Here is a 14989-nt window from a genome sequence, read left to right as displayed (position 1 = left end):
CAGCATCGCCGCTCCCGGTTTTCCTGCCGGATATGGCCGCGCTTCACGCGGAGTTTCCCAACACAAGACCAAGTGACACTGTATGGCTGTCTTGCTTCCGGTCATTGTGTCATGCCGTTCTCGGTTTCAAGGGCGGCGCGTCGCCGTGGGCGCCGCTTGCGGCCGCTGGCCGTCTTCGACCCTTGAAACCTGCGCTGCGCCATGCCTATGGGGTTCCGGGCAATCCCGCCCTGAATACGGAGATCATCATGTCCAACATCAATGTTGAAACCGAGTACCCCATCATCACCGTGCAGCGCGTGGAGGATGACAAGCGCATGGACTTTCTGCCGAGCGCCCTTGGAGCAGACTATCTGTACGGGGAACGACTGATTTTTAGCTGGTTACGAGAACTCAGTAACGACTACCAGGGCGGCTACTGGCATTACTACTGGTTGTCGAACGGGGCTTTCTACATGGCACCGGACATCTCATCAAAATTACGCCTGGTATGGGCAAACAATTTCTTCGACGGAGAAATGTCGGCTGATGCGGCTGGCATCGTTGCCACCCTCTATGGGTTGAATCACCTGAGTTCCATCACGCATAGCGATATGTTGATTGAGCGCTATCACGGGCTGTGCCAGCATGTGGGCCACCACCCTGAGTCGAGTCTGATCTGGCGTGCCATTGACTGAAGGACAGCAATCTACCCGCGCGAAAGCGCGGGAACGGGCTGCCTGACTGAAGTGTTTCGGGTGGCGTCTGACGCAGTGGCACTCCCGCAATCCAATCTTATAGAATAAACTGTGTTTTTATACAGTATAGTTCTATGTCTAAACCTCAACCTATCGCGCAGATGCCTGTCGAATGCTGGCATGTGGAAGCGGCAGCGCAATGCGGCTTCCCCAGTCCAGCGGATGACCATACTCAGCGCCGTATCGACCTGAACGAAATTCTCCTACACCAGCCTGCGGCGACGTATTACATGCGGGTGCGGGGAACGAGCATGCGTGATGCCGGCATTGAGGATGGCGACTGCATCATCATCGACCGGTCACTGGAAGCCCGCCATGGCGATGTCATATTGGCCGTCATAGACGGTGAGTTCACCGTCAAAACGCTGTTCAAGCGTAACGGTAAGGTCTCGCTCAAAGCGGCCAATCCACTGTTTCCCGAGATCAGCATACGAGAAGGCCAGGAACTCAGCGTCTGGGGGTAGTGACGTGGGTCATCAAGCAGGCCAGTCGTCGCGGCGGATTGCGCTGATAGACGGAAACAGCTTCTATGCATCGTGTGAGCGCGCCTTGCGGCCTGCGCTGAATGGTAAGCCTGTCATCGTGCTCTCCAACAATGACGGATGCGCCATTGCGCGGACAGCGGAGGCCAAGGCCCTGGGAATCCGCATGGGCGACCCCTGGTTCAAGATCAGACACCTTGAATCTGAGGGCTTGGTGGCCCTGTCTGCGAACTTTGCTCTTTATGGCGACCTCTGTCATTTTCAGAAGACGACTGCACCAGTTGATTGGGCGTAATGGCTGTTGTGCAGCCAGCTCCTGACAGTTCAATATCAGAAGTGATCTGCACCAATCTCGACTATGCTCAATACTCGTGTGCACCAAAGCGAGGTGAGCATGGCGACGGAGGCTCTGTTGCAAAGATTGGCGGCAGTCAGAGGTAGGCTGTCGCTCTGCGCCGATCAGGCGGCTGCTGCGAAATGGTGGTTGAGCATGCCCATGGCCTCCGTCAGCGCCGAGGGCCCAATGCCAAAAGCTCTCTCCACAAGGCGCACCTCGCCCCTGATGCCGGGCTGCAGGCACCAGGGGCGAGCCTGTCCTTTGCGCAGGGCTCGCATGACTTCGAATCCCTTGATCGTGGCATAGGCCGTGGGGATCGATTTGAAACCGCGCACCGGCTTGATCAGTATCTTGAGCTTTCCGTGATCGGCCTCGATCACGTTATTGAGGGCTCTGTTGCAAAGATTGGCGGCAGTCAGAGGTAGGCTGTCGCTCTGCGCCGATCAGGCGGCTGCTGCGAAATGGTGGTTGAGCATGCCCATGGCCTCCGTCAGCGCCGAGGGCCCAATGCCAAAAGCTCTCTCCACAAGGCGCACCTCGCCCCTGATGCCGGGCTGCAGGCACCAGGGGCGAGCCTGTCCTTTGCGCAGGGCTCGCATGACTTCGAATCCCTTGATCGTGGCATAGGCCGTGGGGATCGATTTGAAACCGCGCACCGGCTTGATCAGTATCTTGAGCTTTCCGTGATCGGCCTCGATCACGTTATTGAGATACTTCACCTGCCGGTGGGCCGTCTCCCGGTCCAGCTTTCCTTCGCGCTTCAATTCGGTGATCGCTGCACCATAGCTCGGCGCTTTGTCGGTATTGAGCGTGGCAGGCTTTTCCCAGTGCTTCAGGCCTCGCAGGGCCTTGCCCAGGAACCGCTTCGCTGCCTTGGCGCTGCGGGTCGGCGACAGGTAGAAATCGATCGTGTCGCCCCGCTTGTCGACTGCCCGGTACAGGTAGGTCCACTTGCCCCGCACCTTGACGTAGGTTTCATCCAGGCGCCAGCTCGGATCAAAGCCACGCCGCCAGAACCAGCGCAGCCGCTTCTCCATCTCCGGGGCGTAGCACTGGACCCAGCGATAGATCGTCGTATGGTCGACCGAAATGCCGCGTTCCGCCAGCATTTCCTCAAGGTCGCGATAGCTGATCGGATAGCGACAATACCAGCGCACCGCCCACAGGATCACATCACCCTGGAAATGGCGCCACTTGAAATCCGTCATCGTTCCGTCCGTCCAATCTCCGCCAAGCATGCTCAAGCTTCACGATTTTTGCAACAGAGCCCACACGAGTATTGAGCATAGTCGAGATTGGTGCAGATCACTTCTGATATTGAACTGTCAGGAGCTGGCTGCACAACAGCCATTACGCCCAATCAACTGGTGCAGTCGTCTTCTGAAAATGACATTTGGTATCTCTCATAAACGGATGTTTTTGAGAGAACTATCTTCGGCCTTCACACGCACGAAAGGCGGCGAAGCTCCGCCGTTAATCCGTCCGCCGGAGATCTCGCCCAGTGCAGGCTGAAGGCCGAGCAAGCCTGACAGGCCCGAAAAGCCCGGCACGGGCGTCGGCGGCGATGACGGCGGCGGCATTATCCAGGGTTGATGATGGAAGTGGAGGATATCGACAACCTCTCGCGCAACCAAGACATCGCGGTCGGACTGCAAGTGATCTTGAAGCCACGGGCCCGTCCCACCCCGACATGGACCTCGATGCCCGAACGGACGTTAGATTTCGAGTTCTAGGCGTTCTGCGATGAAGGTTGGATCCCAGCCGGGATTGAAAGTGTCGACGTGGGTGAATCCGAGCCGCTCGTATAGGCCACGCAGGTTCGGGTGGCAGTCGAGCCGCAGCTTGGCGCACCCCTGCGTTCGCGCGGCATGGCGGCAAGCCTCGATCAGCGCGGAGCTGACACCCCGGCCCGCATGTGTCCGTCGCACCGCGAGCTTGTGCAGATATGCGGCCTCCCCTTGAGGGCGTCGGGCCAGAACTCGGGATCCTCGGCCGACAAGGTGCAACAGCCGACGATGCCGTCGCTGCAACTCGCGACTAGGAGCTCGGATCTCAGGACGAAGGTCTCCGCGAATGTCCGGTCGATCCGCGCGACGTCCCAGTGCGGGCGTTCCCTTGGCGGACATCCACGCCGCAGCGTCGTGCATCAGCCGCACAACCTCGTCGATATCACCCGAGCAGGCGACCCGAACGTTCGGAGGCTCCTCGCTGTCCATTCGCTCCCCGGCGCGGTATGAACCGCCGCCTCATAGTGCAGTTTGATCCTGACGAGCCCAGCATGTCTGCGCCCACCTTCGCGGAACCTGACCAGGGTCCGCTAGCGGGCGGCCGGAAGGTGAATGCTAGGCATGATCTAACCCTCGGTCTCTGGCGTCGCGACTGCGAAATTTCGCGAGGGTTTCCGAGAAGGTGATTGCGCTTCGCAGATCTCCAGGCGCGTGGGTGCGGACGTAGTCAGCGCCATTGCCGATCGCGTGAAGTTCCGCCGCAAGGCTCGCTGGACCCAGATCCTTTACAGGAAGGCCAACGGTGGCGCCCAAGAAGGATTTCCGCGACACCGAGACCAATAGCGGAAGCCCCAACGCCGACTTCAGCTTTTGAAGGTTCGACAGCACGTGCAGCGATGTTTCCGGTGCGGGGCTCAAGAAAAATCCCATCCCCGGATCGAGGATGAGCCGGTCGGCAGCGACCCCGCTCCGTCGCAAGGCGGAAACCCGCGCCTCGAAGAACCGCACAATCTCGTCGAGCGCGTCTTCGGGTCGAAGGTGACCGGTGCGGGTGGCGATGCCATCCCGCTGCGCTGAGTGCATAACCACCAGCCTGCAGTCCGCCTCAGCAATATCGGGATAGAGCGCAGGGTCAGGAAATCCTTGGATATCGTTCAGGTAGCCCACGCCGCGCTTGAGCGCATAGCGCTGGGTTTCCGGTTGGAAGCTGTCGATTGAAACACGGTGCATCTGATCGGACAGGGCGTCTAAGAGCGGCGCAATACGTCTGATCTCATCGGCCGGCGATACAGGCCTCGCGTCCGGATGGCTGGCGGCCGGTCCGACATCCACGACGTCTGATCCGACTCGCAGCATTTCGATCGCCGCGGTGACAGCGCCGGCGGGGTCTAGCCGCCGGCTCTCATCGAAGAAGGAGTCCTCGGTGAGATTCAGAATGCCGAACACCGTCACCATGGCGTCGGCCTCCGCAGCGACTTCCACGATGGGGATCGGGCGAGCAAAAAGGCAGCAATTATGAGCCCCATACCTACAAAGCCCCACGCATCAAGCTTTTGCCCATGAAGCAACCAGGCAATGGCTGTAATTATGACGACGCCGAGTCCCGACCAGACTGCATAAGCAACACCGACAGGGATGGATTTCAGAACCAGAGAAAGAAAATAAAATGCGATGCCATAACCGATTATGACAACGGCGGAAGGGGCAAGCTTAGTAAAGCCCTCGCTAGATTTTAATGCGGATGTTGCGATTACTTCGCCAACTATTGCGATAACAAGAAAAAGCCAGCCTTTCATGATATATCTCCCAATTTGTGTAGGGCTTATTATGCACGCTTAAAAATAATAAAAGCAGACTTGACCTGATAGTTTGGCTGTGAGCAATTATGTGCTTAGTGCATCTAACGCCGGAGTTAAGCCGCCGCGCGTAGCGCGGTCGGCTTGAACGAATTGTTAGACATCATTTACCAACTGACTTGATGATCTCGCCTTTCACAAAGCGAATAAATTCTTCCAAGTGATCTGCGCGTGAGGCCAAGTGATCTTCTTTTTGTCCCAGATAAGCTTGCTTAGCTTCAAGTAAGACGGGCTGATACTGGGCAGGTAGGCGTTTTATTGCCCAGTCGGCAGCGACATCCTTCGGCGCGATTTTGCCGGTTATTGCGCTGTACCAAATGCGGGACAACGTAAGCACTACATTTCGCTCATCGCCGGCCCAGTCGGGCTGCGAGTTCCATAGCTTCAAGGTTTCCCTCAGCGCCTCGAATAGATCCTGTTCAGGAACCGGGTCAAAGAATTCCTCCGCTGCCGGACCTACCAAGGCAACGCTATGTTCTCTTGCTTTTGTAAGCAGGATAGCTAGATCAATGTCGATCATGGCTGGCTCGAAGATACCCGCAAGAATGTCATTGCGCTGCCATTCTCCAAATTGCAGCTCGCGCTTAGCCGGATAACGCCACGGGATGATGTCGTCATGCACGACAAGGGTGACTTCTATAGCGCGGAGCGTCTCGCTCTCGCCAGGGAAAGCCGAAGCCTCCATAAGATCATTGAGCAATGCTCGCCGCGTCGTTTCATCAAGCTTTACGGCCACAGTAACCAACAAATCAATATCGCTGTATGGCTTCAGGCCGCCATCCACTGCGGAGCCGTACAAATGCACGGCCAGCAACGTTGATTCCAGATGGCGCTCAATGACGCTTAGCACCTCTGATAGTTGGTTCGAAATTTCGATGGTCACCGCTTCCCTCATGATGTCTAACGGGCGAGGTAAGCCGACCGCAGAATGCGGGTCGGCTTGACCGAAATGTTAGAACCAGAAGCCAAAACGGATAACTTGAATTTGGCGACGGGCGCTAACCGTGAAAAAACGCTGCGCCACCGAGGCGGCACAGCACTGCAAAAACGATAGCTGCTTGCGCTTGCTACGCAAGGGCTAGAGGCCAAAAAGACTGAAAACCTGCGCAGCCCATGCAGGCGAAGCCCGGAAAAAAGGCAAAACAGGCACTGAATAACGCCTGAAAAGCTAAATGCCGTTTGAATAAACATGAGCTAAATAAAGCTGGGTTTCAGTGGTGCTAACGTTGGACGTAACGAGAGCCGGAGCGCAGCGGAGGGAACCAAAATGCGCAGCATTTTGGCGTCCCGTTGACGGAATGGTTAGCCGTTTCGACGCGCATAAACGGAGTGGGTGTACGGAATTACAGCTTGAATGGTTTCGGTTGAGACAAGCTCGAATTCTGTTTCGTTGAGCATTGGGAAGAAGGCGTCACCCTCGAAGGTTTGATGTACCTCAGATAGAAACACGCCGTGGGCGTGAGGTAGTGCCAGAGTGTATATCTCAGCTCCGCCCGCGACGTAGAGTTCATTGCCGAGTTCGGATGCCAAAGCGATAGCGTGCGACAGCGTTGAAACAACTACGCAGCCAGTGGCGCGGTAGTTAGCTTGGCGTGAGATTACCAATGTGTGACGGTTCGGTAGAGGCTTGCCGATAGACTCAAAGGTCTTTCGCCCCATGACAACGACTTTTCCCTCAGTGAGTCTGCGAAAAATCTTCTGCTCACCCGGAATTTTCCAGGGGATATTAGGACCATTGCCAATAACCCGATTGGCTCCCATCGCAGCAACGAGATAAATGCGTACTGATTCCGAGTTCATATGGCTAACGCCTGAATTAAGCCGCGCCGCGAAGCGGCGTCGGCTTGAATGAATTGTTAGATGCCAACCCGGTCAATGTGCGCTGACCTTGGATAGCAGGTTTAGAACGGCGACGCCACTGACGATAAGTCCTATGCCAATGAACGCCCAGAAGTCTAGTTTTTGGCCATGGAAAATCCAAGCAATAGCTGCCACAAGCACGATGCCAAGCCCAGCCCATACAGCGTAAGCAATACCGACCGGAATGGACTTGAGCGCGAGAGACAAGAAATAGAACGCAAGCCCGTAGCCAGCCACAACTACAACGGAAGGAACTAACCTAGTGAATCCATGGCTAGACTTCAGTGCGGAAGTTGCGATGACCTCGCCAAAGATTGCAACAGCCAGAAATATCCAGTTCTTCACGCGCAATCTCCTCTACGGTATGAAGGAGAAATTGTAGTGGCTATGAGTTGCCAAAAACAGTCTTGCGGCTATCGATTTTCTGTGAGCATACGCAACGCCAAATCTGGCATCTAACGTTTGACATGAGGGGCGGCCAAGGGCGCCAGCCCTTGGACGTCCCCCTCGATGGAAGGGTTAGGCATCACTGCGTGTTCGCTCGAATGCCTGGCGTGTTTGAACCATGTACACGGCTGGACCATCTGGGGTGGTTACGGTACCTTGCCTCTCAAACCCCGCTTTCTCGTAGCATCGGATCGCTCGCAAGTTGCTCGGCGACGGGTCCGTTTGGATCTTGGTGACCTCGGGATCATTGAACAGCAACTCAACCAGAGCTCGAACCAGCTTGGTTCCCAAGCCTTTGCCCAGTTGTGATGCATTCGCCAGTGACTGGTCTATTCCGCGTACTCCTGGATCGGTTTCTTCTTCCCACCATCCGTCCCCGCTTCCAAGAGCAACGTACGACTGGGCATACCCAATCGGCTCTCCATTCAGCATTGCAATGTATGGAGTGACGGACTCTTGCGCTAAAACGCTTGGCAAGTACTGTTCCTGTACGTCAGCAAGTGTCGGGCGTGCTTCTTCTCCGCCCCACCACTCGACGATATGAGATCGATTTAGCCACTCATAGAGCATCGCAAGGTCATGCTCAGTCATGAGGCGCAGTGTGACGGAATCGGTGCTGTTGGTCACGATGCTGTACTTTGTGATGCCTAACTTTGTTTTAGGGCGACTGCCCTGCTGCGTAACATCGTTGCTGCTCCATAACATCAAACATCGACCCACGGCGTAACGCGCTTGCTGCTTGGATGCCCGAGGCATAGACTGTACAAAAAACAGTCATAACAAGCCATGAAAACCGCCACTGCGCCGTTACCACCGCTGCGTTCGGTCAAGGTTCTGGACCAGTTGCGTGAGCGCATACGCTACTTGCATTACAGTTTACGAACCGAACAGGCTTATGTCAACTGGGTTCGTGCCTTCATCCGTTTCCACGGTGTGCGTCACCCGGCAACCTTGGGCAGCAGCGAAGTCGAGGCATTTCTGTCCTGGCTGGCGAACGAGCGCAAGGTTTCGGTCTCCACGCATCGTCAGGCATTGGCGGCCTTGCTGTTCTTCTACGGCAAGGTGCTGTGCACGGATCTGCCCTGGCAGGGCATCAACGAAGACCAGAACCTGGGCATCGCCATCACCCGCCGTGCGCTGGAAGCCCCGCTGCGCGCCATCGTGGCCAACGCCGGTGAAGAACCGAGCGTGATCGTGGCCAACGTCAAGGCCGGCGAAGGCAGCTACGGCTACAACGCCGCCACCGGCGAGTTCGGCGACATGATCGCCATGGGCATCCTGGACCCGACCAAGGTGACCCGCTCGGCCCTGCAGCACGCCGCTTCCGTCGCCGGCCTTGCGATCACGACCGAAGTGGTCGTGGCCGAAGTGCCGAAGAAGGAAGAGCCGGCCATGCCGGGTGCTGGCGGTATGGGCGGCATGGGCGGCATGGATTTCTGATCCGGTTGGCCCGGTCGTCAGGGAACCGGACCGCGCCAGCGCGGTCCGATCCCGGCAACGACCCGACATCAAGGCCCCAAGGACGGGGCCGGAGCCCGGCAGCGATGCCGGGCTTTTTGTTGTGCCCGCGCCGCGGCAATGTCTGACGCGAAGATCAGAACGCACCGATACGAACGTGCGAACACAGGCGCAACACTGAGCAGCCGTCCCCGCACCGGAGCGCTGCGTGCCGCGCCTCGCCACATCCCGGCGGCAAGCCGCGGGATGCGCGCCACTGCCGTCCGCCCACACCGGTTCGCGGTACGCGCGCCACGCGCCCGAGCGCACGCTGCTGTACGCGTTGGTAGAGGCGCACTACCCGGACTTCATTGCACGGATCGAAGCGGAGGGCCGCTCGCTGCCCGGGTATGTCCGCGAGGCGTTCGATGCCTACCTGCGTTGCGGCGTACTCGAGCACGGCTTCCTGCGGGTGGTGTGCGAGCACTGCCGTGCAGAGAGGCTGGTGGCCTTCTCCTGCAAGAAGCGCGGGTTCTGCCCGAGTTGCGGCGCGCGACGCATGGCCGAGAGTGCGCGGCACCTGGTCGAGGAGGTGTTCGGCCCGCGGCCTGTGCGGCAATGGGTGCTGAGCTTTCCGTACCCCTTGCGTTTCCTGTTCGCCAGCAAGCCAGAAGCCATTGGCCCGGTGCTGGGCATCGTGCAGCGCGTGATCGCCGGCTGGTTGGCCGATCAAGCCGGCATCGACCGCGCCAGCGCCCAGTGCGGCGCGGTGACGCTGATCCAGCGTTTCGGCAGCGCGCTGAACCTGAACATCCACTTCCACATGCTGTGGCTCGACGGCGTGTACGTGGAAGCCACCGAGCTGCCGCGGCGCGAACTGCGCCTGCACCGCGCCCGTGCGCCCACCACCGCGCAGTTGACCCAGCTGGCAGCTACCATCGCGCACCGGGTGTGTCGGCACCTGACGCGCAAAGGCTGGCTCGAAGGGGAGGGCGAATCGGCCTTCCTGGCAGACAGCGCTGCAGGCGACGACAGCATGGATGGGCTGCGGATGAGTTCGATCACCTACCGCATCGCCACCGGCCGCGACGCTGGCTGCAAGGTCGTCACGCTGCAAACGCTGCCCGGTGACGCCGGTTCGCTGGAGGGCGAAGCCGGCAAGGTCGGCGGCTTCTCACTGCATGCCGGCGTGGCGGCCGAAGCACACGAAAGCCACAAGCTGGAAAAGCTGTGCCGCTACATCACGCGCCCGGCGATCAGCGAGAAGCGGCTGTCGATAGCGCTCCAGGGCAGGGTGCGTTACCAGCTCAAGACCCCGTGGCGCAATGGCACCACGCATGTGGAATGGGATCCGGTGGATTTCATCGCCAAGCTGGCGGCGCTGGTCCCGCCACCTCGCGCGCATCTCACCCGCTTCCACGGCGTATTCGCCCCGAATGCAAACCTGCGTGCGCAGCTGACGCCCTCGGGGCGCGGCAAGCGGCCTGCGGGCGATGCGGCGCCAGTGGACGTCAGCGCCCACGACGCGCCGCGCAGCCCCGAGGAGAAGCGCCGTGCGATGAGCTGGGCGCAACGGCTCAAGCGGGTCTTTTCCATCGACGTCACCGCCTGCGTCCACTGCGGTGGCACCGTGCGGATCGTCGCCAGCATCGAGGAACCCACCGCCATCCGCGCCATCCTCGCCCACTTCGAGAAGCACGGCGCGCGGGAAGAAGCGCACTACAGGCCCGCAGCGCGCGCGCCGCCAGTGCAAGCCGCGTGACGATCTGCCGGCTGCACAGCCGACGGCGAAACCGGAATCCGAGCCGATGCGGCCACGATCCGCAGGGCGGCGCTCGGCCCGCTGTCGGGAATCAGCGAAGCATGGCTGCTGACAACGCCGCTGCGTGGCCCCGCGATGCCGAAATCCCACTCACAGACGTCCGATCCGTGCCCAAAACGGGGCTTGCGCGACCGCCGCCTACCCAGCAGACTGCCCGAAAAGGGCGTTTGAACTTCCTATACGCAAGGAACGTCTCGCCTGCCAAATCGGGCCATGTGACGGCTGACCGCTTGGCGAGCGGATGCCGTTCCGGTAGCACCGCCAAGAGCGGTTCGGTCCATGTGCGACGGGAATGGCAGTCGGGTGGTTGGGGCGTGCCCGCGACGAACGCCACGTCCAACCTGCCGGCGCGAAGCTGCACCACCGCTTCACGGGCCGGGCCTTCGGCGATCTCGACTTCAACATCGGGGTAATCCTTGCGGTATTGGCCGATCAGCTTTGCGAGGAAGCTATGCGGAATCAGGGCATGGATACCGATACGAAGCCGGCCGCTTTCTCCGGCTGCCGCCATGCCGGCGGTTTTCACCGCATGGTCGAGTTGGTCAATACCTACGGCTATCCGCTCGACGAAATGGCGTCCGGCCTCGGTCAGCCGAACGCCGCGCGCATGACGCTCGAACAAGAGGATGCCGAGGTCTTCTTCCAGTGCCTTCACGCGGGCGCTGACGCTGGACTGTGCAACGCCGAGCGCGTTGGCGGCGTGACGGAAGTTGAGATATTCGGCGACAGCGAGAGTGTGAACTAAGGTCATCATTGGCACTCGCCCCGAAAGGAGATGATTGCTCAACAGATTTAATCCGTCATTTCTCCTAAGTCTACGCATGCCAAATCGCCATGACTAAATCACAATGAAGTTGCGAATGGTCTGCGTAGTATTGGCAGACATATTAAATAGAGGATCGCGCCGACAATCCAAACCCAACCGTTCCATGCCCCGGCGGTGGCAGAATAGAGTGCTGTGAAGCCAAGCGGTCCTGCGATAGAGCTTAGATTGGTGAGGCTCGTTAGCGTTCCTTGCAAAGCCCCTTGCTTGTTACTGCTGACATTGTTTGAGAGCATTGCCTGCAAGGCCGGCATGCCAACACCCCCGGCGGCAAGCAGCAACAGAATCGGGAACACCATCCATCCCTGCGTGGCAAAAGCCAGAAGAACGAAGCCAGTCGCATCCGCAGCCATGCCAAACAGCAGCGTGCGCCGCTCTCCAAGCCGGCTTGAAAGCGGGCCGGTAACAAACGCTTGGAAGATCGCATGTGTTGCCCCAAACGCCGCGAGCGACAAACCAACGGTCGCGGTGTTCCACTGAAAACGGTCCTCGCCATATATGACCCATAGGGCTGCAGGCACTTGGCCGATCAGTTGAATAATGAAGAAAACTGCGAAAAGCGCACCTAGCCCGCGCAATGCATCATCCAGCCGTAACAGAACGAATGGTTTGATGCGAACCGGCTTTCCGGTCCCGCCATGGCTGTGATGAGTCTCCTTGAGGAAAATGCAGGCAAGCAGGAACGCGAACCCGTTGAGAAGGGCGGCGGCGATAAACGGGGCATGAGCAGAGATACCACCGAGCATGCCACCAAGTGCTGGCCCGGCAATCATGCCCGCCCCATAACAGGCCCCCATGTAGCCGAACCAGCGTGCGCGAGAACCTTCCCCGTCGAATCGGCAATGGTTGAGGCTGCTACAGCTCCGGTTGCGCCCGTGACGCCGGACACGAGTCGGCCGATATAGAGCACCCATAAGACCGGCGCTGATGCCATAATCGTGTAATCGACTGCGGCTCCTGCAAGAGAAGCCAGAAGTACCGGACGCCGACCGTAAGAATCCGAAAGCTGTCCAAGCATGGGCGCGAAGACGACCTGCATCAATGCATAGAGCGACAGCAAGGCACCATAGTGTCCAGCGACCTGCTCTGCTGGCACAAGCTCACGCAGAAGCGTCGGAAGGACGGGCATGATGAGGCCGAGACCCATGGCGTCAAGACCCACGATCAGCAGGGCAATGATGGCAGAGCTGCGCACCTGAAACTCCAGCGCCGCTCAATGGAGCGACTTTATCAACGATAAGGAGATGGAAATATAACTTATCGGTGATAAATTGTCAAGCACTGGCGAAGGAACGTGAATGACCAAACTGGACAAGGGCACCGTGATCGCGGCGGCGCTAGAGCTGTTGAACGAGGTTGGCATGGACAGCCTGACGACGCGGAAGCTCGCTGAACGCCTCAAGGTTCAGCAGCCTGCGCTTTACTGGCATTTCCAGAACAAGCGAGCGCTGCTTGATGCGCTCGCCGAGGCGATGCTGGCGGAACGCCATACCCGCTCGCTACCCGAAGAGAATGAGGACTGGCGGGTGTTCCTGAAAGAGAATGCCCTGAGCTTCAGAACGGCGTTGCTCTCTTATCGGGACGGCGCGCGTATCCATGCCGGCACTCGACCGACAGAACCGAATTTTGGCACCGCCGAGACGCAAATACGCTTTCTCTGCGCGGAGGGCTTTTGTCCGAAGCGCGCCGTTTGGGCGCTCCGGGCGGTCAGTCACTATGTGGTCGGTTCCGTTCTCGAGCAGCAGGCATCTGATGCCGATGAGAGAGTTCCGGACAGGCCAGATGTGTCCGAGCAAGCACCGTCGTCCTTCCTGCACGATCTGTTTCACGAGTTGGAAACAGACGGCATGGATGCTGCGTTCAACTTCGGACTCGACAGCCTCATCGCTGGTTTCGAGCGGCTGCGTTCATCTACAACAGATTAGAGGCTTATGCCCCTTTGCCGCCCCAACTGCCACGACACCGATCCGCTTTGCACGATGCCCATGACCTCACGGCCGAGCTGGCGGTCGATGACCGGCCGCCACGGGACAAGGGAAATGAGCGGTATCCTGCCAGACAGGATACCGACATTCACGAGGTTTCGATGGTTAGTGCGCCGCATCGGAGCGGGCCTGCTACCAGTCGTCGGTTAGACGACTGGCGACTTCTCGGTGGCAGCCCCACGGAGCCGAAGGAGCACCAGCCCCAACGAAACCAGTACCGCCATCGCCGTGGCGTAACAGATCACGGGCCACGCTGTGTCACCGTTTAAAAGTGCCACCGCCAATGTCCCGACAATGCTGACTATCAGGCTTTGAACGCAGAAGTAGAACGCGACCGCTGATCCCGCGATGTCGTCGAACTCTGCCAAAGCGCCGTTCGCGGTAACGGACACCGTGAAGACAATACCGACCGCGACAACCCACATCGGTAGGATGAAGGTGAGGAATGACGGCGAGCCGTAAAGTTCGCCGATCCCCAACAGGACCGCTCCGCAAACAAGCAACGCCATCCCACGCGCCACGCATCCTGCGATGCCCCATCTGGCGACAAAGGACTTCGCGAAACGGGTTGTCACGATCATTACAAGCGCGACAGTGGCGAAGGCAAAGCTGAATCCGATCTCGGAATATTCCGCTTGGCCTATGAGCACACGGGGAGCCGTCGAGAAGAAGACGAAGTAGGTGCCCATACCGGCGCTAAAGCCGACAGTGTAAACCCAAAAGCCGGACTCGCGAAGATCGGCAAGACAGATCGGCGCGTCTTGACTTGATCCAGAGGGCGGGTTTCGTGCCACCTGAAACCCGCATTTAGGAGTGCGAGCATCGCCAGTATAGCCAAAGTAATGAATATCGCCTGCCATCCCAAGAACTCGCCGATCAATACTCCGGCGATAGGGCCGAGCGCAGGCACGAACGCCAGCATCGAACTGAAAAGGCCGTAGATGACGACACCCTCAGGACGGTTGGCATAAACGTCGCGAACCGTCGCGAACGTCGCCACCAGCATGGCCGACGCGCCCACTGCTTGAAGTAGACGGAAAGCGACAAAGGCCGGTGCAGTTGAAGACCAAGCTGCTCCCAGAGACGCAATGACGAAAGCCGTTGCGCCCGCAAGTAGAATTGGCCGTCGCCCGATTCTGTCTGAGAGCGGACCAAAAATCACCTGGCCCACGCCGAGCATCACCATATAGAGGCTCAACGTGAGTTGGATCATAGCGGGCGTCGTGTTCAGGATGCCGGGCATCGCTGGAACGACAGGGAGATAAATATCCATCGCCAGTGAAGCGAGGATGTCGAAAGGAGCCATCAGCAGCAGTGCTGCCGGCAGCGTATAGGCCCACGCGGGGCGTGTGGTGGTCATGACGAATCAACCCTCGATTAAGGAATACCGGGCGACGTCTGCTCGTCAGCAATCAGATGAGACTAGCCTTACAGAGCGCCGCAACAACAATACTGGTTGTTGCGGCTTACTTGTCT

At 58.8% G+C, this 14989-nt stretch carries 15 protein-coding genes and 7 pseudogenes; 7 read left to right on the top strand and 15 right to left on the bottom strand.

Translation table 11 applies throughout. The features are described from left to right. Positions 1 to 182 precede the first annotated feature (182 nt). The 3 genes and pseudogenes from N7E01_RS05415 to N7E01_RS05405 form a co-directional block, all read left to right on the top strand. Positions 183 to 677 carry an antirestriction protein gene (locus N7E01_RS05415; protein WP_289174860.1) on the top strand — a complete coding sequence of 165 codons (495 nt, stop codon included), beginning with the start codon at positions 183 to 185 and terminating at the stop codon, positions 675 to 677. A gap of 134 nt (positions 678 to 811) precedes the next feature. Next, positions 812 to 1201: a LexA family protein gene (locus N7E01_RS05410; protein ID WP_289174859.1), complete on the top strand. Its 390-nt coding sequence runs from the start codon at positions 812 to 814 to the stop codon at positions 1199 to 1201. Between the two features lie 37 nt (positions 1202 to 1238). After that, positions 1239 to 1472, top strand: a pseudogene (locus N7E01_RS05405) (Y-family DNA polymerase); the annotation flags it as partial. A 206-nt stretch (positions 1473 to 1678) separates the two neighbouring features. Here the strand turns inward: N7E01_RS05405 and N7E01_RS05395 are convergent. From N7E01_RS05395 to aac(6')-Ib, 11 genes and pseudogenes are all read right to left on the bottom strand, one after another. After that, positions 1679 to 1945, bottom strand: a pseudogene (locus N7E01_RS05395) (DDE-type integrase/transposase/recombinase); the annotation flags it as partial. A 54-nt stretch (positions 1946 to 1999) separates the two neighbouring features. Next, positions 2000 to 2764, bottom strand: a complete 765-nt coding sequence (locus N7E01_RS05390; protein WP_001389365.1) for an IS6-like element IS6100 family transposase — start codon at positions 2762 to 2764, stop codon at positions 2000 to 2002. Between the two features lie 195 nt (positions 2765 to 2959). Continuing rightward, the gene (locus tag N7E01_RS05380; RefSeq protein ID WP_289174858.1) at positions 2960 to 3211 is read right to left on the bottom strand and encodes a hypothetical protein; all 252 of its coding nucleotides are present in this window, start codon (positions 3209 to 3211) and stop codon (positions 2960 to 2962) included. Positions 3212 to 3271: 60 nt separating this feature from the next. Then, complete coding sequence (locus tag N7E01_RS05375) at positions 3272 to 3772, bottom strand: GNAT family N-acetyltransferase (protein WP_434089559.1); 501 nt, start codon at positions 3770 to 3772, stop codon at positions 3272 to 3274. A 126-nt stretch (positions 3773 to 3898) separates the two neighbouring features. Beyond that, positions 3899 to 4738, bottom strand: a complete 840-nt coding sequence (sul1, locus tag N7E01_RS05370; RefSeq protein WP_000259031.1) for a sulfonamide-resistant dihydropteroate synthase Sul1 — start codon at positions 4736 to 4738, stop codon at positions 3899 to 3901. Continuing rightward, positions 4732 to 5079, bottom strand: a complete 348-nt coding sequence (locus N7E01_RS05365; protein WP_000679427.1) for a quaternary ammonium compound efflux SMR transporter QacE delta 1 — start codon at positions 5077 to 5079, stop codon at positions 4732 to 4734. Before N7E01_RS05365 ends, sul1 begins: the two co-directional genes overlap by 7 nt. Positions 5080 to 5242: 163 nt before the next feature. Further along, a complete protein-coding gene (locus N7E01_RS05360) occupies positions 5243 to 6034 on the bottom strand; it encodes an ANT(3'')-Ia family aminoglycoside nucleotidyltransferase AadA2 (protein WP_001206356.1) in 792 nt (263 codons plus the stop codon). 5 nt (positions 6035 to 6039) lie between these two features. After that, positions 6040 to 6330: a DUF1010 domain-containing protein gene (locus N7E01_RS05355; RefSeq protein WP_001336345.1), complete on the bottom strand. Its 291-nt coding sequence runs from the start codon at positions 6328 to 6330 to the stop codon at positions 6040 to 6042. Positions 6331 to 6441: 111 nt separating this feature from the next. Continuing rightward, positions 6442 to 6939, bottom strand: coding sequence for a trimethoprim-resistant dihydrofolate reductase DfrA12 (gene dfrA12, locus N7E01_RS05350; RefSeq protein WP_001083725.1), 498 nt, complete (start codon positions 6937 to 6939; stop codon positions 6442 to 6444). 72 nt (positions 6940 to 7011) lie between these two features. Then, positions 7012 to 7344: a quaternary ammonium compound efflux SMR transporter QacF gene (locus tag N7E01_RS05345; RefSeq protein WP_032492097.1), complete on the bottom strand. Its 333-nt coding sequence runs from the start codon at positions 7342 to 7344 to the stop codon at positions 7012 to 7014. A gap of 174 nt (positions 7345 to 7518) precedes the next feature. Next, on the bottom strand, positions 7519 to 8073 hold the full coding sequence (aac(6')-Ib, locus tag N7E01_RS05340; protein ID WP_012695458.1) for an AAC(6')-Ib family aminoglycoside 6'-N-acetyltransferase: 555 nt from the start codon (positions 8071 to 8073) through the stop codon (positions 7519 to 7521). A gap of 159 nt (positions 8074 to 8232) precedes the next feature. Here aac(6')-Ib and intI1 point away from each other — a divergent pair. From intI1 to N7E01_RS05325, 3 genes and pseudogenes are all read left to right on the top strand, one after another. Next, a pseudogene (gene intI1, locus N7E01_RS05335) lies at positions 8233 to 8532 on the top strand (class 1 integron integrase IntI1); the annotation flags it as partial. Continuing rightward, a pseudogene (locus N7E01_RS05330) lies at positions 8533 to 8886 on the top strand (TCP-1/cpn60 chaperonin family protein); the annotation flags it as partial. Between the two features lie 226 nt (positions 8887 to 9112). Beyond that, positions 9113 to 10645 carry an IS91-like element ISCR3 family transposase gene (locus N7E01_RS05325; protein WP_001747814.1) on the top strand — a complete coding sequence of 511 codons (1533 nt, stop codon included), beginning with the start codon at positions 9113 to 9115 and terminating at the stop codon, positions 10643 to 10645. Positions 10646 to 10736: 91 nt separating this feature from the next. Here the strand turns inward: N7E01_RS05325 and N7E01_RS05320 are convergent, their stop codons facing one another. Together N7E01_RS05320 and tet(G) are read right to left on the bottom strand one after the other, a co-directional pair. Next, positions 10737 to 11456, bottom strand: a complete 720-nt coding sequence (locus N7E01_RS05320) for a LysR family transcriptional regulator (RefSeq protein ID WP_023139374.1) — start codon at positions 11454 to 11456, stop codon at positions 10737 to 10739. A gap of 92 nt (positions 11457 to 11548) precedes the next feature. Continuing rightward, positions 11549 to 12723: pseudogene (tet(G), locus tag N7E01_RS05315) on the bottom strand (tetracycline efflux MFS transporter Tet(G)). A gap of 103 nt (positions 12724 to 12826) precedes the next feature. Between tet(G) and tetR(G) the strand changes: the two are divergent. Further along, a complete protein-coding gene (tetR(G), locus tag N7E01_RS05310) occupies positions 12827 to 13453 on the top strand; it encodes a tetracycline resistance transcriptional repressor TetR(G) (protein ID WP_000163574.1) in 627 nt (208 codons plus the stop codon). Here the strand turns inward: tetR(G) and N7E01_RS05305 are convergent. Together N7E01_RS05305 and floR are read right to left on the bottom strand one after the other, a co-directional pair. Next, positions 13450 to 13566: pseudogene (locus N7E01_RS05305) on the bottom strand (DUF3363 domain-containing protein); the annotation flags it as partial. The gene tetR(G) and the pseudogene N7E01_RS05305 sit on opposite strands and share 4 nt — an antisense overlap. A 93-nt stretch (positions 13567 to 13659) precedes the next feature. Next, positions 13660 to 14873 (bottom strand): annotated as a pseudogene (floR, locus tag N7E01_RS05300) (chloramphenicol/florfenicol efflux MFS transporter FloR). Between the last annotated feature and the right edge of the window lie 116 nt (positions 14874 to 14989).

The sequence above is a fragment of the Neopusillimonas aromaticivorans genome, assembly GCF_030344915.1.
GTDB lineage: Bacteria > Pseudomonadota > Gammaproteobacteria > Burkholderiales > Burkholderiaceae_B > Neopusillimonas > Neopusillimonas aromaticivorans.
Note: the sequence above shows the minus strand (reverse complement) of the source record. Positions and strands in the feature narration are given on the sequence as shown.